The 24,283-nt window shown below is 69.2% G+C and carries 23 protein-coding genes and 1 tRNA gene; 9 read left to right on the forward strand and 15 right to left on the reverse strand.

Annotated elements, in window-relative coordinates; translation table 11 throughout:
• Positions 1-83: 83 nt before the first annotated feature.
• Positions 84-896 carry an outer membrane protein assembly factor BamD gene (locus tag E6G92_13140; GenBank protein ID TMJ17604.1) on the reverse strand — a complete coding sequence of 271 codons (813 nt, stop codon included), beginning with the start codon at positions 894-896 and terminating at the stop codon, positions 84-86.
• Positions 897-1,026: 130 nt separating this feature from the next.
• Here E6G92_13140 and E6G92_13145 point away from each other — a divergent pair, with 130 nt between their 5' ends.
• On the forward strand, positions 1,027-2,190 hold the full coding sequence (locus E6G92_13145) for a glycosyltransferase family 4 protein (protein TMJ17277.1): 1,164 nt from the start codon (positions 1,027-1,029) through the stop codon (positions 2,188-2,190).
• Here E6G92_13145 and E6G92_13150 read toward each other — a convergent pair.
• The 4 genes from E6G92_13150 to yajC are packed head-to-tail and all read right to left on the reverse strand — an operon-like array spanning position 2,187 to position 5,510.
• On the reverse strand, positions 2,187-2,558 hold the full coding sequence (locus E6G92_13150) for a hypothetical protein (protein ID TMJ17278.1): 372 nt from the start codon (positions 2,556-2,558) through the stop codon (positions 2,187-2,189). The two genes, E6G92_13145 and E6G92_13150, sit on opposite strands and share 4 nt — an antisense overlap.
• Entirely contained in the window at positions 2,542-3,564 is a 1,023-nt protein-coding gene (gene secF / locus E6G92_13155) for a protein translocase subunit SecF (protein ID TMJ17279.1), read from the reverse strand. Before secF ends, E6G92_13150 begins: the two co-directional genes overlap by 17 nt.
• 10 nt (positions 3,565-3,574) lie before the next feature.
• Positions 3,575-5,167 carry a protein translocase subunit SecD gene (gene secD / locus E6G92_13160; protein ID TMJ17280.1) on the reverse strand — a complete coding sequence of 531 codons (1,593 nt, stop codon included), beginning with the start codon at positions 5,165-5,167 and terminating at the stop codon, positions 3,575-3,577.
• A gap of 1 nt (position 5,168) precedes the next feature.
• A complete protein-coding gene (yajC, locus tag E6G92_13165; GenBank protein TMJ17281.1) occupies positions 5,169-5,510 on the reverse strand; it encodes a preprotein translocase subunit YajC in 342 nt (113 codons plus the stop codon).
• A 217-nt stretch (positions 5,511-5,727) separates the two neighbouring features.
• On the opposite strand from yajC, the gene E6G92_13170 reads away from it, so the two are divergent.
• Positions 5,728-5,804: transfer RNA gene (locus tag E6G92_13170), tRNA-Pro, on the forward strand.
• A 188-nt stretch (positions 5,805-5,992) separates the two neighbouring features.
• Here E6G92_13170 and E6G92_13175 read toward each other — a convergent pair.
• From E6G92_13175 to E6G92_13190, 4 genes are all read right to left on the reverse strand, one after another.
• Positions 5,993-6,379: an EF-hand domain-containing protein gene (locus E6G92_13175; GenBank protein ID TMJ17605.1), complete on the reverse strand. Its 387-nt coding sequence runs from the start codon at positions 6,377-6,379 to the stop codon at positions 5,993-5,995.
• 96 nt (positions 6,380-6,475) lie between these two features.
• Entirely contained in the window at positions 6,476-6,910 is a 435-nt protein-coding gene (locus E6G92_13180) for a hypothetical protein (GenBank protein ID TMJ17282.1), read from the reverse strand.
• Entirely contained in the window at positions 6,907-9,420 is a 2,514-nt protein-coding gene (locus E6G92_13185) for a DUF2339 domain-containing protein (protein TMJ17283.1), read from the reverse strand. The genes E6G92_13180 and E6G92_13185 overlap by 4 nt, the downstream gene beginning before the upstream one ends.
• 16 nt (positions 9,421-9,436) lie before the next feature.
• A complete protein-coding gene (locus E6G92_13190; GenBank protein ID TMJ17284.1) occupies positions 9,437-11,095 on the reverse strand; it encodes a hypothetical protein in 1,659 nt (552 codons plus the stop codon).
• 88 nt (positions 11,096-11,183) lie between these two features.
• On the opposite strand from E6G92_13190, the gene hslV reads away from it, so the two are divergent.
• From hslV to hslU, 4 genes are all read left to right on the forward strand, one after another.
• Complete coding sequence (hslV, locus tag E6G92_13195; GenBank protein ID TMJ17285.1) at positions 11,184-11,726, forward strand: ATP-dependent protease subunit HslV; 543 nt, start codon at positions 11,184-11,186, stop codon at positions 11,724-11,726.
• Between the two features lie 192 nt (positions 11,727-11,918).
• Positions 11,919-13,004, forward strand: a complete 1,086-nt coding sequence (locus tag E6G92_13200; protein ID TMJ17286.1) for an FAD-binding oxidoreductase — start codon at positions 11,919-11,921, stop codon at positions 13,002-13,004.
• A complete protein-coding gene (locus tag E6G92_13205) occupies positions 12,917-14,266 on the forward strand; it encodes an alpha/beta hydrolase (GenBank protein ID TMJ17287.1) in 1,350 nt (449 codons plus the stop codon). The genes E6G92_13200 and E6G92_13205 overlap by 88 nt, the downstream gene beginning before the upstream one ends.
• Before the next feature lie 98 nt (positions 14,267-14,364).
• On the forward strand, positions 14,365-15,666 hold the full coding sequence (hslU, locus tag E6G92_13210; protein ID TMJ17606.1) for an ATP-dependent protease ATPase subunit HslU: 1,302 nt from the start codon (positions 14,365-14,367) through the stop codon (positions 15,664-15,666).
• A gap of 13 nt (positions 15,667-15,679) precedes the next feature.
• On the opposite strand, the gene E6G92_13215 is transcribed toward hslU, so the two are convergent.
• Both E6G92_13215 and E6G92_13220 read right to left on the reverse strand, forming a co-directional pair.
• Positions 15,680-15,991, reverse strand: coding sequence for a HigA family addiction module antidote protein (locus E6G92_13215; GenBank protein TMJ17288.1), 312 nt, complete (start codon positions 15,989-15,991; stop codon positions 15,680-15,682).
• The gene (locus tag E6G92_13220; protein TMJ17289.1) at positions 15,991-16,269 is read right to left on the reverse strand and encodes a plasmid maintenance system killer protein; all 279 of its coding nucleotides are present in this window, start codon (positions 16,267-16,269) and stop codon (positions 15,991-15,993) included. Before E6G92_13220 ends, E6G92_13215 begins: the two co-directional genes overlap by 1 nt.
• Positions 16,270-16,514: 245 nt before the next feature.
• On the opposite strand from E6G92_13220, the gene E6G92_13225 reads away from it, so the two are divergent.
• Positions 16,515-17,324 (forward strand): hypothetical protein, encoded by an 810-nt coding sequence (locus E6G92_13225; GenBank protein ID TMJ17290.1) that lies wholly within the window; start codon positions 16,515-16,517, stop codon positions 17,322-17,324.
• A 73-nt stretch (positions 17,325-17,397) separates the two neighbouring features.
• The gene (locus tag E6G92_13230; protein ID TMJ17291.1) at positions 17,398-19,443 is read left to right on the forward strand and encodes a TonB-dependent receptor; all 2,046 of its coding nucleotides are present in this window, start codon (positions 17,398-17,400) and stop codon (positions 19,441-19,443) included.
• 86 nt (positions 19,444-19,529) lie between these two features.
• Here the strand turns inward: E6G92_13230 and E6G92_13235 are convergent, their stop codons facing one another.
• Positions 19,530-19,775, reverse strand: coding sequence for a hypothetical protein (locus tag E6G92_13235; GenBank protein ID TMJ17292.1), 246 nt, complete (start codon positions 19,773-19,775; stop codon positions 19,530-19,532).
• A gap of 403 nt (positions 19,776-20,178) precedes the next feature.
• On the reverse strand, positions 20,179-20,997 hold the full coding sequence (locus E6G92_13240; GenBank protein ID TMJ17293.1) for an LD-carboxypeptidase: 819 nt from the start codon (positions 20,995-20,997) through the stop codon (positions 20,179-20,181).
• A 37-nt stretch (positions 20,998-21,034) separates the two neighbouring features.
• On the opposite strand from E6G92_13240, the gene E6G92_13245 reads away from it, so the two are divergent.
• Positions 21,035-22,414, forward strand: coding sequence for a UDP-N-acetylmuramate--alanine ligase (locus E6G92_13245; protein ID TMJ17294.1), 1,380 nt, complete (start codon positions 21,035-21,037; stop codon positions 22,412-22,414).
• A 163-nt stretch (positions 22,415-22,577) separates the two neighbouring features.
• Here the strand turns inward: E6G92_13245 and E6G92_13250 are convergent, their stop codons facing one another.
• A complete protein-coding gene (locus E6G92_13250; GenBank protein TMJ17295.1) occupies positions 22,578-23,225 on the reverse strand; it encodes a hypothetical protein in 648 nt (215 codons plus the stop codon).
• An 86-nt stretch (positions 23,226-23,311) separates the two neighbouring features.
• On the reverse strand, positions 23,312-23,860 hold the full coding sequence (locus tag E6G92_13255) for a hypothetical protein (protein ID TMJ17296.1): 549 nt from the start codon (positions 23,858-23,860) through the stop codon (positions 23,312-23,314).
• Positions 23,861-24,283: the final 423 nt, after the last annotated feature.

Below are 24,283 nucleotides of genomic sequence, written 5' to 3' on the forward strand. Positions count from 1 at the left end.
TCGAGCGTGTCGATCAGGACGACGTCGCGGATCGAGAGGCCGGTCAGCATGGACCAGTCTCTGCCACCGCCGGGCTCAGCGGATCAAGTCGCGGGAGTCTGCGCCGCGGCGGCCTGCTGGGGCGCGTGGCGCTGGATCAGATCGTAGGCGCGCTGATACCAGGGCGTGGTCGGGAAATTGGCGCCGAGCACCGCCGCCGAGCGCCGCGCTTCCTCGGGAATGCCGAGCGCGAGATAGGATTCGGTAAGGCGCATCAAGGCTTCCGGGGCGTGGCTGGTGGTCTGATATTCGTCGACCACCGCGCGGAACCGGATCGTCGCCGCCAGCCACTGCCGGCGGCGCTGGTAGAAGCGGCCGATCTCCATCTCCTTGCCGGCGAGGTGATCGCGGACCAGATCGACCTTCAGCCGGGCGTCGGCGGCATAAGGCGTGTCGGGATAGCGGCGGACGACCTCGCCAAGCGAATCGAGCGCCTGGCGGGTCACGGCCTGATCGCGGGTCACGTCGCTGATCTGCTCGTAATAGTTGAGCGAGATCAGGTAGAGCGCGTAGGGCGCGTCGCGGTTGCCCGGATGGATCGAAAGGAAGCGGCGAGCGGATTCGATCGACTTGGTGTGATCGGCGGCGGCGTAATAGTTGAACGCGCTCATCAGCTGCGCTCGGCGGGCCCAGATCGAATAGGGATGCTGGCGCTCGACCTCGTCGAAGATGATCGCGGCCTGGGCGTAATTGCCCTGGCGCATCCGCTCCCACGCCGCGTTGTAGAGCGTGTTGACGTCGCGCGCGACGTAACGGGTATCGGCCTTGGTCCGCCCGCCTCCGCCCATGGAGGCGCAAGCGCTGAGAGGAACGAGGCTTGCGGCGATCGCGACGAACATCGCGGCACGGGTTTTGATCTGCATGGCGGGCTTCTTAGCGGAGGGTCGGGCAGAGGCCAAGCGGCCTTGAGGCCATCTGAACGCCGGGGCGATGAACCCGCGTTTAATGGGAGGCGTCCTTAACCCTGGATTTGCTATGACGCCGGCGATGCTGCGCGTCCTGACCCTCGCCACGCTCTTCCCGAACGGCGCGCGCCCGACGCTGGGCGTGTTCGTCGAGCGGCAGACGCAGGGCCTGGCCGCGCTGGAGGGCGTGGAGGTCGAGGTCGTGGCGCCGGTCGGGCTGCCGGCATGGCCGCTTTCGCTCCATCCGCATTATGCCGACCTGCGGGGCCTTCCGATCGAGGAGATTCGCGGCGGGCTCAAGGTGCACAGGCCGCGCTACCGCGTGGCGCCGTGGCTCGGCCGGGCCCGCACCGCGAAAGTCATTGCCGACGCGCTGCTGCCGATGGTCCGCCGGCTTCGCGGGCGCTTTCCGTTCGATGTGATCGATGCGGAGTATTTCTGGCCCGACGGACCGGTCGCGATGCGCCTTGCGCGCGCCCTCGGCGTGCCTTTCTCGGTCAAGGCGCGCGGCAGCGATATCCACCTGTGGGGAAAGCGCCGGCGCATCGCCGCCGAGATTCTGGAGGCAAGCAAGGAAGCGGGCGGGCTGATCGCCGTCAGCGCCGCGCTGCGCGGCGACATGGCGGCGCTGGGCATGGATGCCGGCAAGGTGCGCGTGCATCGGACGGGCATCGATCTCGACCGCTTCCGTCCGCTGGATCGGGCGGCGGCCAAGGCGAGGCTCGGCGTCTCCGGCCCGCTGCTGGCCGCTGCGGGAGCCTTGGTCCCGCGCAAGGGCCAGGACCTCGCTTTGGCGGCATTGGCCCGGATTCCGGACGCGACCTTGCTGCTCATCGGCGGCGGTCCAGATCGGGCGCGTCTCGAGCGGCTGGCGGGGGAGCAGGGCGTCGCGGGCCGGGTCCGCTTCCTCGGCGTGCAGCCGCACGAGGCGCTCCCCGGCCTGCTCGCGGCGGCGGACGTGATGGTCCTTCCGACCGCTTCCGAAGGGCTCGCCAATGTCTGGGTCGAATCGCTGGCCTGCGGCACGCCGGTGGTGACCAGCGACGTCGGAGGCGCGCGCGAGGCGATCGACCGGCCGGAGGCGGGGCGCCTCGTCCCGCGCGAGCCCGCGGCGATCGCGGAAGCGGTCCAGGCCCTGCTCGCCGAGCCCCCCGATCCGGCTATGGTGAGAAAGGCGGCGGAACGCTTCAGCTGGGACCGCAACGCGGCCGAGCTGCGCGATCACCTGGCGGCAATCCTCCGCTAGAGCGGCATCAGCGCGGCGGCGATCCAGCGGCCCTCGCCGCGAAGCAGGCCCCAGGCGCGGGCGGCGGCGCGGCTGTCCATCGCCTCGACGCCGACGCCGCGCGCTTCCAGCGCGGCGACGAAAGCCCGCGGCGGAAAGGCCTGAGCCGCGCCGGTGCCGAGCAGAAGGAATTCGGGATCGGCGGCAAGCGCCGGTTCGACGTCGGCCGGCGCCAGCGCGCCGGGCGCTGGCGGATCCCAGGCCATGGCCCGCTCGGGCGTCAGCAGCACGCCTTGATAAGCAATGCCGCCGATGCGGAAGCCGTTTCCGGCGAACCCCTGGACGAGCGGCCCGGAAGCCGCCGGAGTCCGTTCAAACGCGGGCGCCATCGATGCTTTCGTTGCGCGGGCCGCGGTCGGCGCGGCTGACCGGATCCTTCGGGAGGAAGCTCGCCGTGTTGACCCTGAGCCAGACCAGGATCGGCGAGGAGATGTAGATCGACGAGTAAGTGCCGACGAAGATGCCGATGAAGATGGCGATCGTCAGCCCGAAGATCACGTCCGGCCCGAGCAGCAGCAGCGCCAGAAGCGCGAGCAGGATCGAGACGCTGGTGACCATGGTGCGCGACAACGTCTCGTTGAGCGAGGTGTTGATCAGCGGCACGATCGCCATCTTGCGGTATTTGCGCAAATCCTCGCGGATCCGGTCGTAGATGACGACCGTGTCGTTCAGAGAATAGCCGACGATGGTCAGGATCGCAGCGACGACGTTGAGATCGAATTCGAGACGGGTGAGCGAGAAGAAGCCCAAGGTCATCCACACGTCGTGGAACAGCGTGACCAGCGCGCCGACGCCGAACTGCCATTCGAAGCGCAGCCAGATGTAGATCGCGATGCCGAGCATGGCGAGGCCGATCGCCCAAGCCCCCGATCGGAGCAGCTCGCCCGATACTTTGGGCGAGACGGTGTCGACCGAACGGATCGTCGCATTTCCCGGATAGTCGCGCTCGATCATCGCCCGCACGCGGCCGGCCGCCGTGGCCGAGGCCGCGTCGCCGCCGGGCGGCGGCGGCAGGCGGACCAGATATTCGGAGAGGTTGGCGCGGCCCGAATCCGTCGCGGCATGCTGGGCCTCGTTCTGCCGGGTCTCCTGGATCGTCGCGCTGCCGACGTCGAGCCGCTCGATCTGGTCGCGCAGCTGCGCGATCGGCGGCGGCGAGACGAAGGCGACGCGAAGGCTCTGGCCGCCGGCGAAATCGACGCCCCAATTGAGGCCGCGGGTGAAGACAAGCGCGATCGACGCGGCGGTGACGACGATCGAGAGGATAAGCGCGATGTTCCGCCACCGCATGAAATCGATGTTGGTGTTGTCCGGAACGAGCTTAAGCAGGCGCATCTGGCGCTCCTCAAATATGCAATTCTTTGGGCCGCGCGCGGCGGACCCAGAGGGCGACGAGCATGCGAGTCACGTTGACCGCGGTGAACACCGAGGTGACGATGCCGATCATCAGCACGACCGCGAAGCCGCGGACCGGCCCGGAGCCGAAGTAGAACATGAGGATGGCGGCGATCACATTGGTGATGTTGGCGTCGAAGATCGCGGTTTGCGCTTCCCTGTAGCCGGTTTCGAGCGCGTCGTGCAGCCGCCTTCCCCGGCGCTGCTCCTCACGGATACGCTCATTGATCAGCACGTTGGCATCGACCGCGGCGCCGATCGTCAGCACGAAGCCGGCGATGCCCGGCAGCGTCAGTGTCGCCTTGAACACCGCCATGATGCCGAGGATCATCAAGCCGTTCAAAATCAGCGCGACGGTCGTGTAGACGCCGAAGCGGCCATAGGTGATGAGCATGAAGACGATCACCGCGAGGACGGAAGCCACCGAAGCGATGACCCCCTTCTGAATCGAATCCCGGCCGAGCTCGGGGCTGACGCTGCGTTCGTCGACGACATGCAGCTCGACCGGCAGGCGGCCCGAGCGGAGCGAGATGGCGAGCTGGTTGGCGCTGTCGACGGTGAAGCTGCCGCTGATCCTGGCGGTGCCGCCGAGGATCGGCTCGGTGATGTTCGGGGCCGAGATGGCGACGTTGTCGAGGATGATCGCGAACGGCTTGTTGACGTTCTCCTGGGTCACCCGCGCAAAGCGGCGGCTGCCATTGCCGTCGAAACGGATGTTGACGTCGGGTCTTCCGTCTTCATCGAACCCCTGCGAGGCGTCGGCGATCATGTCGCCGGTAATGATCGCGCGGCGCTTGACCGCGATTCGGGCGTTCGGCCCGCCTTCGGCATAGGGCAGGATCTGGCTGCCGATCGGCGCCCGCCCGGATTGGAGCTGCTCCGCCCGGACGCTGCTGTCGACCAGCTTGAACTCGAGCCGCGCGGTGCGGCCGATCAGGGCCGTGAGCGCTGCCGGGTCCTGGAGGCCGGGAACCTGGACGAGGATGCGGTTCGATCCCTGGCGAATGATCGTCGGCTCGAGCGTGCCGAGCGCATTGATGCGGCGATCGATGACGTCGCGGGCCACGATCATCGCCTGGCTGATGGCGCGGTCGAGCCCACCCGCCGTCTGGCGCATCGTGATGCGGTTGCCCTGGACGCTGACGTCCCAGTCGCGTTGGCCGCTGCTGCTGCTCTGTTCGCCCGCCTTCCGGACGGCCGCGTCGCGCTGGGCGGGATCGCGGACCAGAAAGGCGAGCTGGCCGCCGCTGGTCGAGACCTCCGCGATCTGGATGCCGGCGGTGCGCATTTCGCCGCGGATGACGTCCTCCATCGCCTCGAGCCGCTGGCGTGAAAGATCGGAGGTATCCGCTTCGAGCAGCAGCTGGCTGCCGCCGGCGAGGTCGAGGCCGAGATTGATGTGGATCTTCTCTCGAAGCTGCTGCGCCCAGCCGGGCAGGTTCGCATAGGCGCTCGGCGCGATCAGGCTGGGAACGGCGAGGAGCACGCCGACGGCGCAGATGAAGACGATGCCCCACACCTTCCAACGGGGAAAATTCAGCATCCTAGTCGTTCGCCGCCTTGGCGCCGTGCGGACGCACGTCGCTGAGCATCGACTTCACCACGCGGACGCGGACGCCCTGGGCGATCTCTAGCTCGATCTCGCTCTCGTCGACCTTGGTCACCTTTCCGACCAGCCCGCCGCTGGTGACCGCCGTGTCGCGCGGCTTGACCGCGCCGAGCATCTGCTGGTGCTGCTTCATCCGCCGCTGCTGCGGCCGGATCAGGAGGAAATAGAAGATGATGAAGATGAGGACGAGCGGGAAGACCATGTTGAAGAAGGCCGCGGCCCCTCCGGCTGCGGTCCCGCCGCTCGTGGCCTGTGCGAAGGCTGGAGATTCGAACATATTTTCCTACCTGGGAAAAAGGCGCGGCGCGAAGGCGCTCGTCCCTTGAAAGCGCGGTGCGCCTAACATGGGCGCGCCCACTTGCCAAGGCAAGGCGACGGGGTGCGCCGTGCCCGCTTGCCTTCGCTGGGGCTCCCGCCTACATGGCCGGGCCTTGGAGCCCTTCGGGGCGCCATCCGGGCCCCATTCCAAGCCTTGCTTCGATGGGACCCCTGGTCGGGGCGTAGCGCAGCCTGGTAGCGCATCACACTGGGGGTGTGGGGGTCGCTGGTTCGAATCCAGTCGCCCCGACCATTTTCCTGATTTTCCTGAAGCCGGCCACGCGGGTCCGCGAGCCTCCATCGCATCGGCCAGGCTCGTCACCCCGGACTTGATCCGGGGTCCACCTTATTTTCCAGTGCAAGAAGCAAGAAGAAGGTGGATGCCGGATCAAGTCCGGCATGACGACATGGTCAATGGCTGGCGGTGCGCTTCCCCCCGCCTCAATTCCCCTGCGGCCGGGGCGGCGGCGGGGCGGCGGCCATCATCGCTTCGGCCTCCGGTTCGGATACCGAGCCGTCGTGATTGGCGTCGGCGCGGTCGAAATCGGCCATCGTGCGGGCCGTCGCCTCGGCGAGCGAAACCTTGCCGTCATGATCGCCGTCAAGCCGTTCCAGCGCAATCGACGCGCCGTTGCCGAGCTCGGCGGTGTCCAGGAATCCGTCATGGTTCGCATCGCGGGTGCCGAAGCGGCCCTGGATCTGCTGCTGGACGGAGGCGCGGCTCATCGGGAAGGGCGAAGCCCCGGGCGCCGGGGCGGGAGCCGGCTGGGCGACAGCGGGGGCGGCGAAGACGGCGACGGCCGCGGCGAGGAAAGCACTGGTCTTCATGGGGAATCTCCCGAGGGGTTGCGAAGGGCCTGCCCGCGCCCCCACGGTAAGGAAGGCCGGACAGTGCCGCGCCGCAAGTCGCTTCGCAAGCCCGAATCAGTCGTGAAGCTTCACGCCGTCGCGCTCATTGTCCCAGATCATGTTGATTATCCGCCAGCCGCGCTCCGGATCCTTGAACAGCTGGATCGAGTTGATTCCGCACCGCTCGGGCTGCTCGTCATCCACAGCCGTGCGCGCCTCGTACGCGCTCCAGACGTGGGCGATGTTGCCGAACAGATCGATCCTCCGCGCGATCTCCACCTCGAAGAAGTCGTTGGCCATGAAGAAGGGCGCGGTGTCGCGGGAATAATCTTCGAGGCCCATCATCTTCATCACCCCGCGGCCCGCCTCATCGACGAAAGTGCGGATCTGCCGCGCCTCCGGGTGGAAGCAATGGGCCTGGCGGGACCAGTCGCGCGGCCCTTTGGGTCCAGAGATCATCGCGTACATCTCGTCCACCACGGCGCCGATCCCGGCCCTGTCGTCGCTCATGCCCCCTCCCTCTCCGCGCGCAGCACGGGCCCATAGACCCGGCCGATGCCGATAAGCGCGATGCCGAGGCCGAGGAAGGAGAGAATGCGAAGCACGCCCTCAAGCTCCGAGGCGTCGACCAGGAAGACCTTGAGGATCGTCGCGGTGAGCAGGACGAGGCCGGCGAGGCGCAGCGCCTTGTCCGGCAGCTGCATGCCCGCGGCGATCAATCCGGCGGCGTGGACCAGGCCGGCGAGCGAATAAGAGTAGAATTCGGCGATCGGCGTGTGTGCGCCGTCGAGCAACGGCCCCTGGAAGCCCTGGCGCACCTCGAGCGCTACTCCGGCGATCAGCGCCGCGAGGAAGGCGATCAGCCAGAAGCCCGAGCGCGTCGCCGCCTCGGCCCGGCGCCGCGCCGCGTAGAGCCAGACGGCACTGAGCAGATAGGCGGGGAGGATCAGGTTCAAGACCGGGAGCGTGCCGACCCACTGCGCGGTGAAGGCCGGGTTGAACCAGACGATGTCGAACCAGATCAGGCGCCCGGCGGCCAAAGCGGTGAGCATCGTTCCGGCGATCCGGACCATATCGCGCTCGACCCGCGGGATGCGAACCGCGCCGGAGCCGAGAAGCCAGCCGGCGGCGAACAAAGCCTGGGTGACGATCGTCCGCTCGATCATCGCCCGGGCCACGAAATCGTCACCGTAGCCGAGGCCGAAGGCCTGCTTGAACCAGACGTAGAGCGCTGCGGCGCCGAGCAATCCGGCGACCGGGGCCAGCACCCGGCGGCCGCCCAGCGGCGGCAAAACGAGGCGCAAGGCGGCGAGGAGCAGCGCCGGAAGCGCGAGCGCCCACAGCGCGGCCATCGAGCCTGGCAGATCGGCGGCGACGACGGGCTCGCCGAAGAGGCTGGTGAGCAGGGCCAGCGAGAGATCGGGGACCATCCACAAGGCGCGCGCGACTCCGGCCACCGCGAGGACCAGGGTCACCGTCGCCAGAGCGAGGTCGCCGAGGCGGCGCGAGGCCAGAGCGGCGGCGATCGCGACCGCAAGCCAGCCGGCGGCGACGAGGTCCGGCGGCACGAAGTCCCAGACCGCGGCGGCGGCGAGCCACGAAGCGGCGGCGCCCGGCACGAGCAGGGTCAGGCTGGCGGGCGGTTCGGCGCTCGCCGTGCGGCGGTTGGCCCAGACGAGGAAGGCCGGCCCAATCGCAAGCGCCGCCAGCAACAGGCCCCAAAGCGGACGCTCGGCGAGCTCGGGGCGGATCGCGCGGACGATCAGGGCCGGGGCGGCGAGGCCCAGGGAAGCCGTCGCGGTCCAGATTAGCCCGCCGCGGCGAAGCGTCGCGACGGCAGCCCCGATTCCGTAGAGCAAGGTGATTCCGGCCGCCGCCTCGACGACGAAGGGGTCGAGCCGGCTCTGCGCCTTGGCGAGGAGCAGCAGCAGCGCGAGCGCGAGGCCCACGGCAGGGGCGAGGCGGAACTCGTCGCGCAGGAAGGCAAGCACCAGCGCCGCCGCCGAAAGCGCGCCGTAGAGCGCCCAGGCCTCGATCCCAAGGTCTGCGCGGGCGACGAGGAAGGCGAGCTGAACGGCGGCGATGGCCAGCGGCTGGATCAGGCCGAGCTGGCGGCCCTCGCCCGGCCGGACGAGGCATGCGGCAAGGCCGAGCAGGAGCGCGAAGGCGCCGGCCGCGAGCGCGTCCTCGGCCGGGCGGACGAGCAGGAAGCCGGTCCAAAGGAAGCTCAGCAGCACCGCCGTGGCGGCGAGCCAGGTCCAGCCGCGCCGCCAGGCGATGGCGAACAGCGCGATGTCGAGCAGCGCGAGGTAAGCGAGCAGCGGCAGCGCGCCTTCATTGCTGTCGCCGACCAGTGCAGGCGTGAGGAAGCCGCCGATCAGGCCCATGATCGCGGTCGGCGCGCCGTGGCGAAGCGACATGACGAGCGCGGCCACGGTCACCGCGACCATCGCCGCCGAGGCGGTGCCGGTGCCGATCAGCTGGTAGAGGACATAAGCGGCGTAGGGCGTCGCGTAGAGGATGGCGAGGCCCGCGCCCGCCAGCACCTGGGCGATGCGCGGCTCGTCCGCGAAGCGCGAGGCGCGCGCATATTCGCTCAGGGCGACCAGCAGCAGGCCGAAGACCGCGGCGCCGATCATCCGCGCCGCCGGAGTGACCAGCCCGACCTCGATCGAATAGCGGATGAGGAGGATTCCGGCGACGAACAGGGCCGCGCCGCCGATCCAGATCAGCAGGCGGCCGGCGACCCAGCGCTCGAACAGGCCGCCCAGACCCTCGTCCCGCGCGGGCTCGGGTTCCGACTCGGGCTCGGCTTCCGCAACACTCTCCGCTTCCGTTGAACCGGCCACGCCGTACAGCCGCGCGGCCTCGATTTCCTCCGCGACGGCCGCCAGCGCCGGCTCGACGATCAGCCCCGCCTCGCCCGCGTTTTCGAGCGCGCGGATGCGCGTTTTCAAGCCGTTCAGCTGGAGGAACAGGACGAACACCGCCACCGAGAGCAGGAGGACGAGCAATTCCATCCGCCAAGGCTTAGAATCAAATGCGCGTCAGGGGAATTGCCGTGACGTCGCCCGCCCAGCCCGCGCGGGCGCGCTGGAGCGCTGCGTCCGCCTCCCGCGCCCGACCGAGCCGGCGCTCGGCGAGCGACAGCGCGTAGAGCGCGAGCGGGTCGTTCGGCCAATGCTCAAGCGAGGCGGTCAGCTGGGCGCGGGCGCCGCGGGCGTCTCCCCTGGCGAGGCGGGCGGCGGCGAGGCTTCGCCGCACCGGATACCAGAAAAGCGGCGGATCCATGCCGAAGCGCGCGGCGAGCTGCGCGTCCATCGCCCGGCGATAGGCGGCCTCGGCTGCGCGGAAATCGCGCTCCAGCATCGCCGCGCGGCCCTCGAGCACATGCTGCATCACCGTCGCCAGGGCGGTGCCGCCTTGGCCCAGCGCCGGCGAGTCCGTGCCCACACGTAAGGCGGCGATCGCCGCCGCCTCGGCGCGAACCGCCGGCGCAGCCCCATTGCGGGCCAGCGCCTCGCCCCGGGCGTAGTGGCGAAACGCCTTTTCCACAGCGTTGGAGGGCGCGGCGATGGCCAGGACCTGGGCCGGATCCCCATGCAGCCCCCTGGCATACCAGGTGGCCGAGCCGAGCATCCGAAACCGGCCGCTCCCGCCTCGCGACAGGAACGTCTCGCGATACTCGTCCGAAACCGACAGCGCGGTGGCGCCGTCGCCATGGGCGAGCGCGCTCTCGATCGCGAAGTGCATGTCGTGGGCGAGCAGGCCGGTGCGGTAGTCCGAAGCGGGCGGACGGACGCGGTGCTCGTAGCGGCCGTCGGCGGCGATCGCGGCGACGTTGACCTGGGCCGCGTCGCGGTAGCGGCCGATTCCGAAGAAGGTGTGCGACGGCATGTGGACGAGATGGCTCGCCGCCGGAGCGATCCGCCCGAGCCGGTCGGCATAGGGCTCGGCGAGGTCCTGACGGTCGATCCAGTCGGTGAGATGGATGTAATAGTGGATCGCCCCGCCATGATCGGGATTGCGGGCGAGCACGCGCTCGAGCAGCCGCTGGCTTAACGTCCCCTCGCGCATCCGGCCCCCGGACAGGACCATCCGGGCGTCGGCGGCCATCACGGCGATGGTATCGTCAGCCGGCAGGCGGCGCGCCGCCTCCTCGAGGAATTCGGCATAGGGGGCGTTGGCGAAGGCCGGCCCGTCGCGGGTGCGGACGGCCATCGCATCGACCAGCGCCTTGTCGCGCTGGCCGAGGCGCCCGGCGAGCGCTACGGCGCGGCGGGCCGCGGCGCGGGCGGCAGTGAGCTCCTCGGTGCGCGGCTGGAGGTTGATCGTCGGCCCGCGCGCCCAGGCCTCGCCGAAGAAGCAGAGCGCGCAATCGGGATCGAGCTCCTGCGCCTTGCGGAACGAGCGCACCGCCTCGACCTCGTCGAACGCGTAGATCAACCGAACGCCCTGGGCGAACCAGGCGCGGACGCTGAGGTCGCGGCTGTCGGCCTCGATCCCGGCATAGCCGAGGCCATCGAGCAGAACAGGCGGCGGGCCGCCCTCGGGGCGCTTGGAAGCGTCGACGGGTTCGAGACAGGATCCCGCATCGAGGTCGGGCGCGCGCAGCGTCGCGTCCTCACTGCCCGCTGCGGAAAGCGCAGTCGCTCCCAACGCCGCCGCGAGCAACACGGCCTTCCGGATCGGCATTCCCATCTCCCTTTCCCCCAACCCCTATCATTGCGCCCGCCGGAACGCCTACCCAAATAGCCGGTCGGAACGAGCGGGAGCGAAACCCATGGAAGTGTGGCACGGCACGACGATTATCGGCGTGCGCAAGAACGGCAAGGTGGTCGTCGCCGGCGACGGGCAGGTCTCGCTGCAATCGACGGTGATCAAGCCCAACGCGAAGAAGGTGCGGCGGCTGGGCGACGGAAGCGTGATCGGCGGCTTCGCCGGCGCGACCGCCGACGCCTTCACCTTGTTCGAACGGCTGGAGCGCAAGCTAGAGAGCCATCACGGCCAGCTGCTGCGGGCGGCGGTCGAGCTCGCCAAGGACTGGCGGACCGACAAATATCTGCGCAATTTGGAGGCGATGATGATCGTCGCCGACAAAGAGGTCAGCCTGATCCTCACCGGAAACGGCGACGTTCTGGAGCCCGCCTCGGGCGTGGCGGCGATCGGATCGGGCGGCAATTTCGCCCTCGCCGCAGCGAGCGCGCTCTACGATTACGAGGAGGATGCCGAGACGATCGCCCGCAAGGCGATGAAGATCGCGGCGGAAATCTGCGTCTACACGAACGACCAGCTGACGGTGGAGGCGATCGAGGGGGCCGCATAGAACACTTTTTTGCCGTCATTCCCGCGAAAGCGGGAATCCAGCTTCCTTGTCTACCTTTCTTCGCGTCCTTCGCGTCTTCGCGTCTCGCGCGACCCAACAACAGCATGATTTCACGCGAAGGCGCGAAGAGCGCGAAGAAGAAAGCTGGATTCCCGCTTTCGCGGGAATGACGAGGGGAGCTAGGATGGGCTGATGGACCGCCGCCTGTTCCTCGGTTCCGCCGCTGCGACGCTGGCCCTGCCCGGGTGCGCGACGACCATGGCGCGCAGCGCCGCGCGCACCGGCTGCCTTCCGCCGGTCGACGTCTCCCCGGGGCGAGTCATCCGCACCGTGGCCGGCCTGCGCCCCTACCGCCCCTCGGGCTTCGTCGTCCGCGCCGAGGCCTTGGGCGACAAGCGCCTGGTCCACAATTACGGCCATGGCGGCGCCGGGATCACCTTATCCTGGGGCACGTCGAAGCTTGCCGCGGAGCTCGGGCTCCAGGGGCATGAGGGGCCGGTGGCGGTGATCGGCGCCGGAGTGTTGGGCCTTTCGACCGCGCGGCTGGTGCAGGAGGCGGGGTTTGCCGTCACTATCTACGCCAAGGCGCTGCCGCCCGACACGACCTCCAACATCGCCGGCGGCCAGTTCCATCCCTACGGCCATTACGATCAGGATCGGGTCACGCCCGAATGGCGGGCGCAATTCGCCGCCGCTCTGGATTATGGCTGGCGCCGCTTCCAGATCATGGTCGGCGACGATTACGGAATCAGGTGGCTGCCAACCTATGCCGAGCGGGACACGCCCGAGCGGCAGCTGCTGGCGACCTTCCCGCCCAACAACCGCCTGCTTCGGCCCGAAGAGCACCCCTTTCCGGTCCGCTCGCTGGCCCGCTACGACACGATGTACGTCGAGACCGGGCGCTACCTGCGCCAACTCACCCGCGACGTGCAGGCGGCGGGCGGCGCGATCCGCATCCGCGACTTCGCCACGCCCGCCGAAATCGCCGCCTTGCCCGAACGGCTCGCGTTCAACTGCACCGGCCTCGGCGCCCGGGCTTTGTTCGGCGACGAGGAATTGATCCCGGTCCGCGGCCAGCTCGCCATCCTGCTTCCCCAGCCGGAGATACGCTACGCCTTCACCGGTGAGGCCGGCTACATGTTCCCGCGCGCCGACGGAATCCTTCTGGGCGGCACGTTCGAGCGCGGCGAATGGGATTCGACGCCGCAGCCCGGGGACATCGCCGCGATCCTTGCCTCGCACCGGCGCCTGTTCGGGGGCTTTCGCTGCACCGCCTGATGCGCGCAATTGCCCTCATCGCCTTGCTCTGGCTGCTCGGCTGCGCCCAGCCGCCGCCCCGGCTCGAAGGACATTGGACCGGGCGGGTGGGCGACGAGCAAGGCGAGACCGGGATCGCCTTCGATTTCGCTTCCGGCCCCGGCGGGCCCGCCGGGACGATGAGCCTTCCGGGCCGCCGCCTGCTCGGCAAGGCGCTGAGCGACGTGCGCATCGACGGCGACCGGGTCGCCTTCACCCTTCCGGCCCACGATCGCCTGCTGCGCTTCGAGGGCCGGCTGGACGGCGACGCGCTGCAAGGCAACGTGGCCGGAATCGGCCGCGGCTATCCGCTCTGGCTTGAGCGCACCCGGGCGACGCCGCCGCCCTATCGCGAGCAGCAAGTGGCGTTCTCCGGCGGCGATGTCCCGCTCGGCGGCTCCCTGCTCCTGCCGCCGGGGCGCGGTCCCTTCCCGGCGGTGATACTGATCCACGGATCGAGCACTCCGGACCGCAACGATTTCCGCTATTATGCGGATCTTTACGCGCGCGCCGGAATCGCGGCCCTGATCTACGACAAGCGGCCGACCGGCGCCGAGACCAACGGCGGCACGGCCAGCCTGGAAACCCTCGCCGGCGACGTCCTTGCCGCGGCGGCGATGCTGGAGGCGCGCCCCGATATCGATCGCCGCCGGATCGGGCTGTTCGGCTTCAGCCAGGGCGGCTGGGTGGCGCCGATCGCCGCCGGGCGCCACCGCTTCGCCTTCATCGCCGTGCTCTCGGCGCCCGGCGTTTCCTATGCGGAGGTGACGCTCTACGCCGATGCGGCGCGGATGCGCGCGCACCGCCGGCCAGAGGCGGAGATCGCCGAGGCGATGGAGGCCGAGCGCCAGCTCGACGCCTTCGTGCGCCGCGGCGGCCGCGGAGGGGCCGCGATTCAGGCGATGCTCGACGAAGCGCGACGCACGCCCTGGTGGGGGATGACGACCCTGCCGGCCCACGCGCCCTCGGCGGCGGAGCGGGCGCGCTACCTGCGCTGGATCGATCTCGACCTCGATCCCCTCCCCTATTGGCGGCGCCTAAGGCTGCCCGTGTTCATCGCTTATGGCGACGCCGACGAGAACGTCCCGGCCGGAGAAAGCGCGCGCCGGATCGCCGCCGCTTTGGGCCGAGCCGTCACCGTACGCCGCTATCCCGGCGCGAATCACAGCCTTGCGCCCGCGCCGACACTCGAGGGCGACCTCATCGGCTGGACCCGCGCGGCGCTCGCGCGACCGCCCGCTTGAAGTGGATCGCGCCGGCTCCAATCTAGAGAGCGATGAACTACCAGACCTCCTTCCCGGCGGCGGACCGGGGCCACCCACAGTCGAGAGCAGCGGGATCGATGAACGAGAAGCTGACCCCGAAGGCCGTCGTCGCCGCGCTCGACGCGCACATCATCGGCCAGGACGACGCGAAGCGCGCCGTCGCGGTGGCGCTGCGCAACCGCTGGCGCCGCCAGCAGCTGCCGGAGGATCTGCGCGAGGAGGTAACGCCCAAGAACATCCTGATGATCGGGCCCACCGGCTGCGGCAAGACCGAGATCAGCCGGCGCCTCGCCAAGCTCGCCGACGCGCCGTTCGTCAAGGTCGAGGCGACCAAATTCACCGAGGTCGGCTATGTCGGCCGCGACGTCGAGCAGATCGCCCGCGACCTGGTCGAGGAGGCGGTGCGGCTCGAGCGGGAGCGGCGGCGCGAGGCGGTGAAGGAAGCGGCGACCGAGGCTGCGACCGAGCGGATGCTCGACGCGCTCACCGGCAAGGATGCCAGCGCCGCCACCCGCGAGAGCTTCAGGAAGATGCTCGGCGAGGGCCACCTCGACGACAAGGAGGTCGAGATCGACCTGGTCGACCAGCCGAACACGCCGTTCGAGATCCCCGGCATGGGCGGCCAGGTGGGGATGATCAACCTGTCCGAGATGATGGGCAAGGCGATGGGCCAGCAGCCGCGCAAGAAGCGCAAGCTCGCCGTCAAGGAGGCGCTGGCCAAGCTGATCGAGGAGGAATCCGACAAGCGCCTCGATCCCGACGACGTCAACCGGGCGGCGCTCCGGGACGCAGAGGCCAACGGCATCGTATTCCTCGACGAGATCGACAAGATCGCGGTGAGCGACGTTCGCGGCGGATCGGTCTCCAGGGAGGGCGTCCAGCGCGACTTGCTGCCGCTGATCGAGGGCACGACGGTCGCCACCAAATACGGGCCGATGAAGACCGACCACATATTGTTCATTGCCTCCGGCGCCTTCCACGTCGCCAAGCCCTCGGACCTGCTGCCCGAGCTTCAGGGCCGGCTGCCGATCCGGGTCGAGCTGAAGGCGCTGACCGAGGAGGATTTCGTCCGCATCCTTTCGGACACCCGGGCCAGCCTCACCGAGCAATATCGCGCGCTCCTGGCGACCGAAGGCGTGACGATCGAATTCGCCGACGACGGCATCCGCGCGCTCGCCAAGATCGCCGCCGAGGTCAATGCGCAGGTCGAGAATATCGGCGCCCGGCGCCTCCAGACGGTGCTCGAAAAATTGCTCGAGGACGTCAGCTTCGAGGCCGAGCAGCGCCGCGGCGAGACGGTCAGGGTCGACGCCGCCTATGTCGAGCGCCAACTCGCCGAGATCGCCCGCGACACCGATTTGAGCAAGTACGTGCTCTGAACGGGGGGATGAATCAGGCCGCCTCGCCCAGCGTAGGAATCTTCGCAATCTCGTCCGCCATCGCCCGCTCGGCGACCTTCATGTCGTATCGGCCCTGCATCCGAAGCCAACTCTCGGCCGTCGTGCCCGTGAGCTTGCCGATGCGCAGGGCCATCTGCGCGGTGACCGGCTGGCGCTCGTTCAAGAGGTCGTAGAGCGTCTGACGCGAAATGCCCATCAGACGGGCAATCTCCGCCTTGGGACGCCCCAGCGCGGGAAGCACGTCCTCGCGCAGGATTTCCGCAGGGTGGACCGGACGAATGCCCTTGAGCAACGGATTGGTCATCAGTGATAATCCTCCAGATCGACGTCCACGGCGTCCGCGCCGTCCCAGCCGAACGTGACTCGCCAGTTGCCGCTTGCATCGACGGCGTAGCGGCCCGCCAGCTTCCCCTTGAGCGCGTGAAATCGCCAGCCCGGAATATTCATGTCCTCGGCGACCACCGCGGTTTCGAGCCGCTCCAGAATGGCGTCGAGCCGGCGCAGGTTCTGGATGCTCAGCTTCGCTCGATCACCAGTCTCTGCATAGCGCTTCAACGCCTTGCTCCGAATCGAGCGGATCATGTTTGTAAGCTACTGCCTTACATATCATCCGTCAACCCGCACTTACCACCTCGCGGCCCCTCAGATCAGATCGCCGGCCAAAGCCCCCGGAGGGCGGACATCGCCGCGCTGCTTCAGTTCAAGCGCTGTCTGGGCCCTCCAGAGTCCGACGCGTTTCGTCCCTGCCCCGCAACGGCCCGTCCCTCCGGCATGAACCTTGCGACGCGCGCGTCGGTTGATCGCTCGACCCCCAACAGGAGGACGAGATGAACAACCGCATGAAGCTGCTTACGGCCGTCGCCGCGATCGCCATGCCGGCGGCCATCGCCGCGGCCCAATCGCCGCTCACCGCCACCCAATCCAGCCAGCCCCGCCGGACGACTCATCGGCCGGCGCATCAGCCGGCGACTCCGACGACCAACAACGCCACGGAGGACACGCGGACCAGAACGGCCACCACCGACACGACCGAGCAGGCGAACGATCCGGTCGACGCCAACGCCGAGCCGGGCACCCAGGCCGAGGTGACGACCCAGACGCAGAGCGACGCCGACGCCCAAGCCACGCCGCCCGAGCCGCAGGCCGTCCCGGCCGGCACGCAGGCGCAGGCGCAGACGACGACCGACGCGACGACCCAGGCCGCCGCGACCGATTCGACGACACAGGCCCAGGCACAGCCGCCTCTGCCCGCCACGGCCAACCCGGCCGCGGCCCAGGGTCAGGCGACCGCCCAAGCGGCGACCCAAGGCGAGGCCCAGCCGCCCCTGCCCGCGACGACCAACCCGGCCGCGGCCCAGGGTCAGGCGACCGCCCAGGCGGCGACCGCGACCGGAGCGACCGCCGCTGCGACCGCCGCCGACGTCCATGCCGGAGTCCAGGTCCGCGACCAGTCCGGCGGGCTCGTCGGAACGATCGAATCGGCCGATGCGAGCGGCGGCGTGGTCTCCACCGGCGCCGTGCGCGCGAAGCTGCCGATCAGCAGCTTCGGCCGCAACAATCAGGGCCTCGTCATCTCGATGACCAAGGACCAGCTCGAGGCGGCGGCGCGCCAGGCTTCGCCTCAGCCGACCAGCTAGATCGCGTCTGACGCGATCGCGCAGGCCGCGCCGGCCCCCTCCCCGGCGCGGCTTTTTGCGTTAAGGGGGAGGCGTGATTCGACTCACGCCCGCTGTCGCCTTCCTCCTCACGACCGCCGCCCAAGCGCAGCAGCCGGACATCGTCGTGACCGGCCGCGGCCTCGAGTCCGGGCTCGGCGAGGACAGCTACGATATCAGCCTCATCGGACGCGAGCGGCTCCTTCATGCGCCGTCGAACCGGCTCGAGGACGTGCTTCGCGACGTGCCGGGCTTCCAGCAATTCCGCCGCTCCGACGCGCGCAGCGCCAACCCGACCAGCCAGGGCGTCACGCTTCGCGCGCTCGGCGGCAATGCGTCGAGCCGGGCGTTGCTGATCCTCGACGGCGTGCCGCAGAGTGATCCGTTCGGGGGCTGGATCGCCTGGCCGGCCTACGATCCGCGCCGGCTCGCCCGAATCCGGGTGACTCGCGGCGGGGGGAGCGGAGTCGCCGGCCCCGGGGCGCTCAGCGGGACGATCGAGCTGGAAAGCCTGGAGAGCGCGGGCGCCGGGGGAATCGACGCCGACCTCGCTTATGGCAGTCGCGACTCGGTGGAGGCCTTTGCGGGCGGCCGGACGCGGCTCGGCGCCGGCTTCGCCACTTTCTCCGCCGCTTATTCGCGCGGCGACGGCTTCATTCCGGTGGTCGCGGAGCAGCGGGGACTGGCGGACCGTCCCGCGCCTTACGAGCAGGCCAGCGTCTCGCTTCGCGGCGTCGCGCCCGTCGGCGGCGCGAGCGAGTTGCAGGCGAACCTCTCGGGCTTCGCCGACCGGCGCGAGCGCGGCACGGCGTTCAGCGCCATAGAAACCAGAGGCGCCGACGCATCGCTCCGCCTCGTCGGGCGTGGCCGACTGCCTTATTCGGTGCTCGCTTACGTCCAGGCCCGCAATTTCTCGAACGCCTTCGCGGCGGTCAACGCCGCCCGGACGGCGGCCAGCGAGACTCTCGACCAATATTCGGTACCGTCGACCGGCCTCGGCGCTCGCGGCGAGATCCGGCCCCGCGCCGGAGCGGTCGAGCTCAGGCTCGGCGCCGACTGGAGGGAGACCTCGGGAACCACGAACGAGCTGTTCCAGTTCGTCGCCGGAGCGCCCACCCGCGGCCGCGCGGCGGGGGGAAGGACGGACACGTTCGGAGCCTTCGCCGAGGCGGGCTGGGCTCAGGGGCCGGTGGCGCTCACCGGCGGGGTCCGGCTCGATCGCTGGCGGCTGAGCGGCGGCGCCCTCGATGAGCATGTGCTGGCGACCGGCGCGCAACTCACCAACGTCACCTTCTCCGATCGCAGCGGCTGGGAGCCGACCGGGCGTGCCGGCGCGTCTTGGCGGGTGGGGGCCCCGGTGACGCTTCGCGCCGCCGCTTATATGGGTTGGCGGCTGCCGACGCTGAACGAGCTTTACCGGCCGTTCCGGCTCGGCCCGGACGCGACGGCCGCCAATGCGGCTCTGGCCCCGGAGCGGCTGCAAGGCGTGGAGGCGGGCGTGGAGGTCCGGCCGTCGGAGACCGCGCGCCTGTCCGTCACCCTGTTCGCCAACCGGCTGACCGACTCGATCGCCAATGTGACGCTCGGTGCCGGGCCCGGGACCTTCCCCGGAGTCGGCTTCGTTGGCGCCGGCGGCCAGTTTCGGATGCGCGAGAATCTGGAAGCGATCGAGAGCAAAGGGGTGGAGATCGACGCCATCGCCGATCTGGGAAGGCTGCACCTCGCCGCCGGCTACAGCTTCGCCGAGGCCGAGGTGAACGCCGGCGGGGCGGCGCTGCCGCTCGATGGGCTGCGCCCCGCCCAGACGCCGCGCCACAGCTTCACGGCGCGGATTGCCTGGCAGGGTGCGCGCGGCGCCTATGCGACCGCGGGCGCGCGCTATGTCTCGAGCCAATATGAGGACGACCTCAACCGCCAACTCGTCCCCGGCGCGCTGACCTTCGATGCGCTGGCCGAGCTTCCGCTGACGTCGCGTCTCTCGCTTCAGGCGCGCGGCGAGAATCTCAGCGGAGAGCGGGTGGTCGCCGGCATTTCGGGCAGCGGCATAATCGAGCGGGGGACTCCGCGCACTTTGTGGATCGGTTTGCGCTGGCGCGACTGACCCGATCCAAAAGAAAGCCGCCCGGCGGATCGCTCCGCGGGCGGCTCCCTCGGCCTCGTCCCCGGCTCGCGCCGGAGACGTGCAAACTAGCTCAGATGCTTGGAGAGATGCTTGTTCATCTCGAACATCGAGCAGCGATCCTTGCCGAAGATTTTCTTCAGCTTGTCGTCGGCGACGATCTCGCGCTTGTTCTGCGGATTCTGCAGGTTGTTCTTGCGGATGTGATCCCACACCTTGCTGACGACCTGGCTGCGCGGCAGCGGATCGGGGCCGGTGATCGCGGCGAGATCAGCCGACGGCTTCACCGGACGCTGCAAACCACTTTGTGCCATTATTCCCTCCCTCTTGAGATAGTGCTGGGAATAGAGAGCGCAATTCATGGCGCTTGGCAATGGCCGGCGGGGTGGAAATGCCTTCTTTTGCCTCGGTTCGGCGGGTTTTCTGTGGATAGACCTTTCTCAAGGGTCCAAACCCAGTCCCCGCAACGGCCGTGACGGAGCGGATTTGCGTCAGGGCAAGGAGCGAGGAGGGAGCGATGCTGACGCATCGTGACCGACGCTGCGACGCAGCCCTGGCGCAAAGCCGCCCGCTCCGAAGGGGTCGCCCGGAGAAGGCCGCCGGCTGCGTTGGACGGCTCGTCCGGGCAACCAGCCCGGCCTTCACCGCCCGCCTTGCCGGCGGCCTTCTCCGGGCGATCACGGCCATTGCGGGGACTGGGTTTGGGCCCTTGTGGCCTCAGAGAGGCCCGAAGGGGACGATCCGGTTGGCCGAGTCGTGGCCGATGTCGGCGCGGCCGAGATAGGGAATTCCGGCCTTCGCGCACCAGAAACGGGCCACCGCCTCCTCGTCGTCTCCGAAGTCCGGATCGTTCGGCAGCACGTCGCTGACCCGCCCCAGCCGAATGCCCGCGGCGCTGCGGACATTGGGGCTGGCGGTGATGTGAAAGAGCGCGCGGTCGACCGCGTACATGTGCTCTGACACCTCCTCGAGCAGGAGGATATGGCCGGACAGGTCCGGCTCGAGCGGCGTGCCGAGCAGCATGGAAAGGACGGTGACGTTGAACGCCGCGTGGCGCGCGCCCCGTTCCAGGCCGGGCTCCAGCGCGCCGGCCGAGCGATCGACCAGCCAGGTCAACGCGCGCTCGATCGCCGTCTCGCCACCCTCGCGCAGCACGTCCTGCGGCATCGGTCCGTGGGCCAGGCTCGGAAAGCCCGCGCGATAGAGGCCGGCGAGCAGGAAGCCGGCGTCGCTATAGCCGAGCCAGGCCTTCGCCCGCGCCGCCTCGCCCATGCGGGCGATCGCCGCCTCGGCGACCCGGCACGAGCCGTAGCCGCCACGCGCGAGCCAGATCGCGTCGAGCTCGGGATCGTTGGCGAACTCGACGAGCGCCTGCTCGCGCTCCGCATCGGTGCCGGCAAAATGATTGTGGATCAGAAAAGAGCTCGGATGAAAGACCAGCTCCACGCCGGGCGCCGCGCGGGCGGCGACGGCCTTCACCCTTGCGGCCGTCTCCGCGCCGAAGCGGGAGCTCGGCGCGACCACCCCGATCCGCATGGTTGCTCCTTCCTTCTGTCCCCAATAGGGCGAGGCGATGAACGAGGCCAAATCCTATTTCTTCTGCGGCGTCGGCGGCAGCGGCATGCTTCCGCTGGCGCTGATCGTCCAGGGCCGGGGCGACCGGGTCGCCGGCTCCGACCGAACGCTCGACCAGGGGCGGCTCGCCGCCAAGTTCGATTTCCTGCGCGCGCGCGGGATCGCGCTGTTCGACCAGGACGGCAGCGGCATCACCGACGCCGACCAGATCCTCGTCACCTCGGCGGCGATAGAGGAGACGGTGCCGGACGTTGTCAGGGCGAACGCGGTCGGCGCCGAGCGCATCACCCGGCCGCAACTACTCGCCGAATTGTTCAACGCCGCCGAGGCCGGCATCGCCGTCGGCGGAACCAGCGGCAAATCGACGGTCACCGGGATGATCGGCTGGATCCTTCACGCCACCGGCCGCGATCCGACGGTGATGAACGGGGCGGTGATGAAGAATTTCGTCTCCGCCGACACGCCGTTCGCAAGCGCGCTGGTGGGCGGCGGTGGAATATTCGTCAGCGAGGTCGACGAGAGCGACGGCTCCATCGCGCTCTATCACCCCAAGGTCGCGGTGCTGAACAACATCACGCTCGACCACAAGAGCCTCGACGAGCTGCGCCACCTGTTCCGCGACTTCGCGGCGAAGGCGGAAACGGTCGTGGTCAATCTCGACGACGACGAGACCCGCTTTCTCGCCGCGACGCTGCCGCCCGAGCGGCTCACCACTTATTCCTTCCGCGACGAAGCCGCCGACCTGTTCGGATCGAACGTCGTGGAGGAGCCGTTCGCGATTTCCTTCGATGCGAAGGGCGTTTCCGTTCGGCTCCAGGTCCCCGGGCGCCACAATGCCGAGAACGCGCTCGCCGCGCTCGCCGGCGCGCAGGCATTGGGCGTGCCCATCGGGGAGGCGGCCGAGGCGCTGGCAGGGTTCAAGGGCCTGCGCCGCCGCTTCGAGCTTGTCGGCGAGGCGCGCGGGATCACGGTGATCGACGATTTCGGCCACAACCCGGACAAGATCGCCGCGACCTTGCGCACGCTCCACGCCTTTCCCGGGCGGCTGCTGATCTTCTTCCAGCCGCACGGCCATGGCCCCCTGAGAACGATGAAGGACGAGCTCATCGCGACCTTCTCGCGCGAGCTGGGCCCCGAGGACCGGCTGATCATGTGCGATCCCGTTTATTATGGCGGGACCACCGACAGGAGCATCGGCAGCGCCGCGATCACTGACGGCCTCGGGCCGCGCGCCGAGCATATTCCCGACCGGGAGCAATGCGCCGACCGCCTCGCCGCGCTCGCCGAGCCGGGCGACCGGATCGTCGTCATGGGTGCGAGAGACGACACGCTGACGGCCTTCGCGGAGGGCGTTCTGGCGCGCGTGTCGGGAGCCTAGGCCGTATCGAAATTCAGCGTAATTCGCTTGTTTCGCTTCGGATGTTCCCTTGCCCGTCACCCCCGCGAAAGCGGGGGTCCAGCTTGTTTCTTCTCCTCGGCGATTGAAGAAGCTGGATTCCCGCTTTCGCGGGATGACGATGAAAATTGAATGTCGATCCGTCCTAGAATGCCGCCATGTCCTCCGGGCGGGCGTGCTCGACCTGCTCGTTGCGGGTGCCGGGCCGGTAGCCGAGCGCTCGGATGGCGCCGTCGTCCTCGGGATCGAATGGCTGATCGTGGCAGACACGCAGATAGAGGCCGACCGAGGACATTTGATAGCCGGCAAGATCGAACAGATCGAGATAGTGGACGATGTAGCCGCCGTCGTCGCCGGGAAAGGCGTAGGCCGGCCGCTCGGTCGAGCAGAAGATATAGTCGGCACGATCCCGCGCCTCCCACCGGACGTCCGTCGGCGCGGGCGCACCGGCGTCGCCGCTCGACGAGCCGTTGCGCAGAGTCAGCCGCCGGAGCTCGCCATGCGGCGAAGTCGAGACGCTCTCCAGCCGCACGATCCGCACCCAGGCGCATTCGCCCTGGCGGCAGCCGGCCAGGATCACCTCGCCAGCGAGGTCCGGCGGCGGTTCGCGCGCCGGGACCGAGGCATTGTCGGCTGTCCGTTCCGGCGGAGCCGGGGCATTGGCGGGAACGGCCTGGGCGGTGGGCTGGCCCCGGTCCCGCACCAGGAGCGCCCATCCGAGCAATGCGAGCAGCATTGCGATCCCGAAGGCGGCCGCGATCGATCTCCAGCGAGGGGCGGAAGGCTCGTTCATCGGCCTCTGTTAGCCGGACGAGCGGGCCGCCGAAAGAGAAACGGCGGACCCGAAGGCCCGCCGCGCTTTTCTTGGAGGGAATCGCCTTATTGGGCGACGGTGAGATCGACCTTCTCGACCCATTCGGGGAAGAAGACGGGCTCGCGGTTCGACCAGCCCGGAGCGGTCGCTGCGGCCTCGCTGATCGACTGAAGCAGGGTCCGGCGCCGGTCGGGATGGAGGTGCGGGAGCGCGGCGGCGGCGCAGAAGGCGCCGGGCAGCCAGGGGCGCACGTTGGCGCCGATCAGCCGCTCGTAGAGGAAACGGAAGGAAGCGAAACAGGGCAGCCTGTCCTGGCCGAGATCGAAGGCGGCCATGGTGACCAGCGGGGCCATCAGGGGCTCCATCGCGTCGAGGCCGCTGTCGTCGGGAACGTAGGAGCGGATATGATCGAGGCGGGCGTAGATTCGCTCCTGGGCGCGGATTCCGGCGGCTTCGGCGGGATCGCGCGACCAGCGCTTCACCGCGTCGCGGCGGCCGAGGCCGACATCGAGCGAACGGCGGACGTAGCGCTGGGTGCCCTTGCTGAAGCCAGCGAACTCTTTCATCTCTGCCAGCGCCGCCGCTCCGTTGGCGGGCCGAGTCCTCGTACTCATGACCCCACTCCTTTCACCTCGCGGAAGATCATGCACCACAACGACTTTCCAAGCCGTTAACCAATCTTCCGTCCCCCGTTCAGAATTGAATCAGAGTTCGATTCCGGCGGCAATGGCAAAACGGCATGCGCCCATTTGGGCACCCCGAGTGTCGCCAAAGGGCAACAGGCGGCATCCCCCTTTGGCCCAAAAGCGCCATTCTTCCGTCTTCGCAACGATCGCCCCAAGCCAAAAGCGAAGCGATGACGCGGGCGATTTGCGCGTGCCAGGGCCCGCACCCGGTACCCGCAATGGTCGTGATCGCCCGGAGAAGGCCGCCGGCAAGGCGGATGGCGCGGGCCGGGCTGGTTGCCCGGACGAGCCGTCCAACGCAGCCGGCGGCCTTCTCCGGGCGACCCCAAAGGGGCGGGCGGCTTTTGGGCC

It is taken from the genome of Alphaproteobacteria bacterium (assembly GCA_005883305.1).
Taxonomy (GTDB): Bacteria; Pseudomonadota; Alphaproteobacteria; order Sphingomonadales; family Sphingomonadaceae; genus Allosphingosinicella.

Bases quoted from the DNA above. Each gene is read 5' to 3' on its own strand.
- E6G92_13185 (TMJ17283.1), bottom strand. From the start codon at position 9,420: ATGGAATTGCTCGTCCTCCTGCTCTCGGTGGCGGTGTTCGTCCTGTTC.
- E6G92_13175 (TMJ17605.1), bottom strand. From the start codon at position 6,379: ATGAAGACCAGTGCTTTCCTCGCCGCGGCCGTCGCCGTCTTCGCCGCC.
- secF (TMJ17279.1), bottom strand. From the start codon at position 3,564: ATGCGCCTGCTTAAGCTCGTTCCGGACAACACCAACATCGATTTCATG.
- E6G92_13255 (TMJ17296.1), bottom strand. From the start codon at position 23,860: ATGAGTACGAGGACTCGGCCCGCCAACGGAGCGGCGGCGCTGGCAGAG.
- E6G92_13240 (TMJ17293.1), bottom strand. From the start codon at position 20,997: ATGCGGATCGGGGTGGTCGCGCCGAGCTCCCGCTTCGGCGCGGAGACG.
- E6G92_13145 (TMJ17277.1), top strand. From the start codon at position 1,027: ATGCTGCGCGTCCTGACCCTCGCCACGCTCTTCCCGAACGGCGCGCGC.
- yajC (TMJ17281.1), bottom strand. From the start codon at position 5,510: ATGTTCGAATCTCCAGCCTTCGCACAGGCCACGAGCGGCGGGACCGCA.
- E6G92_13200 (TMJ17286.1), top strand. From the start codon at position 11,919: ATGGACCGCCGCCTGTTCCTCGGTTCCGCCGCTGCGACGCTGGCCCTG.
- E6G92_13205 (TMJ17287.1), top strand. From the start codon at position 12,917: ATGGGATTCGACGCCGCAGCCCGGGGACATCGCCGCGATCCTTGCCTC.
- E6G92_13190 (TMJ17284.1), bottom strand. From the start codon at position 11,095: ATGCCGATCCGGAAGGCCGTGTTGCTCGCGGCGGCGTTGGGAGCGACT.
- E6G92_13220 (TMJ17289.1), bottom strand. From the start codon at position 16,269: ATGATCCGCTCGATTCGGAGCAAGGCGTTGAAGCGCTATGCAGAGACT.
- E6G92_13235 (TMJ17292.1), bottom strand. From the start codon at position 19,775: ATGGCACAAAGTGGTTTGCAGCGTCCGGTGAAGCCGTCGGCTGATCTC.
- E6G92_13245 (TMJ17294.1), top strand. From the start codon at position 21,035: ATGAACGAGGCCAAATCCTATTTCTTCTGCGGCGTCGGCGGCAGCGGC.
- E6G92_13180 (TMJ17282.1), bottom strand. From the start codon at position 6,910: ATGAGCGACGACAGGGCCGGGATCGGCGCCGTGGTGGACGAGATGTAC.
- E6G92_13225 (TMJ17290.1), top strand. From the start codon at position 16,515: ATGAACAACCGCATGAAGCTGCTTACGGCCGTCGCCGCGATCGCCATG.
- E6G92_13215 (TMJ17288.1), bottom strand. From the start codon at position 15,991: ATGACCAATCCGTTGCTCAAGGGCATTCGTCCGGTCCACCCTGCGGAA.
- E6G92_13250 (TMJ17295.1), bottom strand. From the start codon at position 23,225: ATGAACGAGCCTTCCGCCCCTCGCTGGAGATCGATCGCGGCCGCCTTC.
- hslV (TMJ17285.1), top strand. From the start codon at position 11,184: ATGGAAGTGTGGCACGGCACGACGATTATCGGCGTGCGCAAGAACGGC.
- secD (TMJ17280.1), bottom strand. From the start codon at position 5,167: ATGCTGAATTTTCCCCGTTGGAAGGTGTGGGGCATCGTCTTCATCTGC.
- hslU (TMJ17606.1), top strand. From the start codon at position 14,365: ATGAACGAGAAGCTGACCCCGAAGGCCGTCGTCGCCGCGCTCGACGCG.
- E6G92_13150 (TMJ17278.1), bottom strand. From the start codon at position 2,558: ATGGCGCCCGCGTTTGAACGGACTCCGGCGGCTTCCGGGCCGCTCGTC.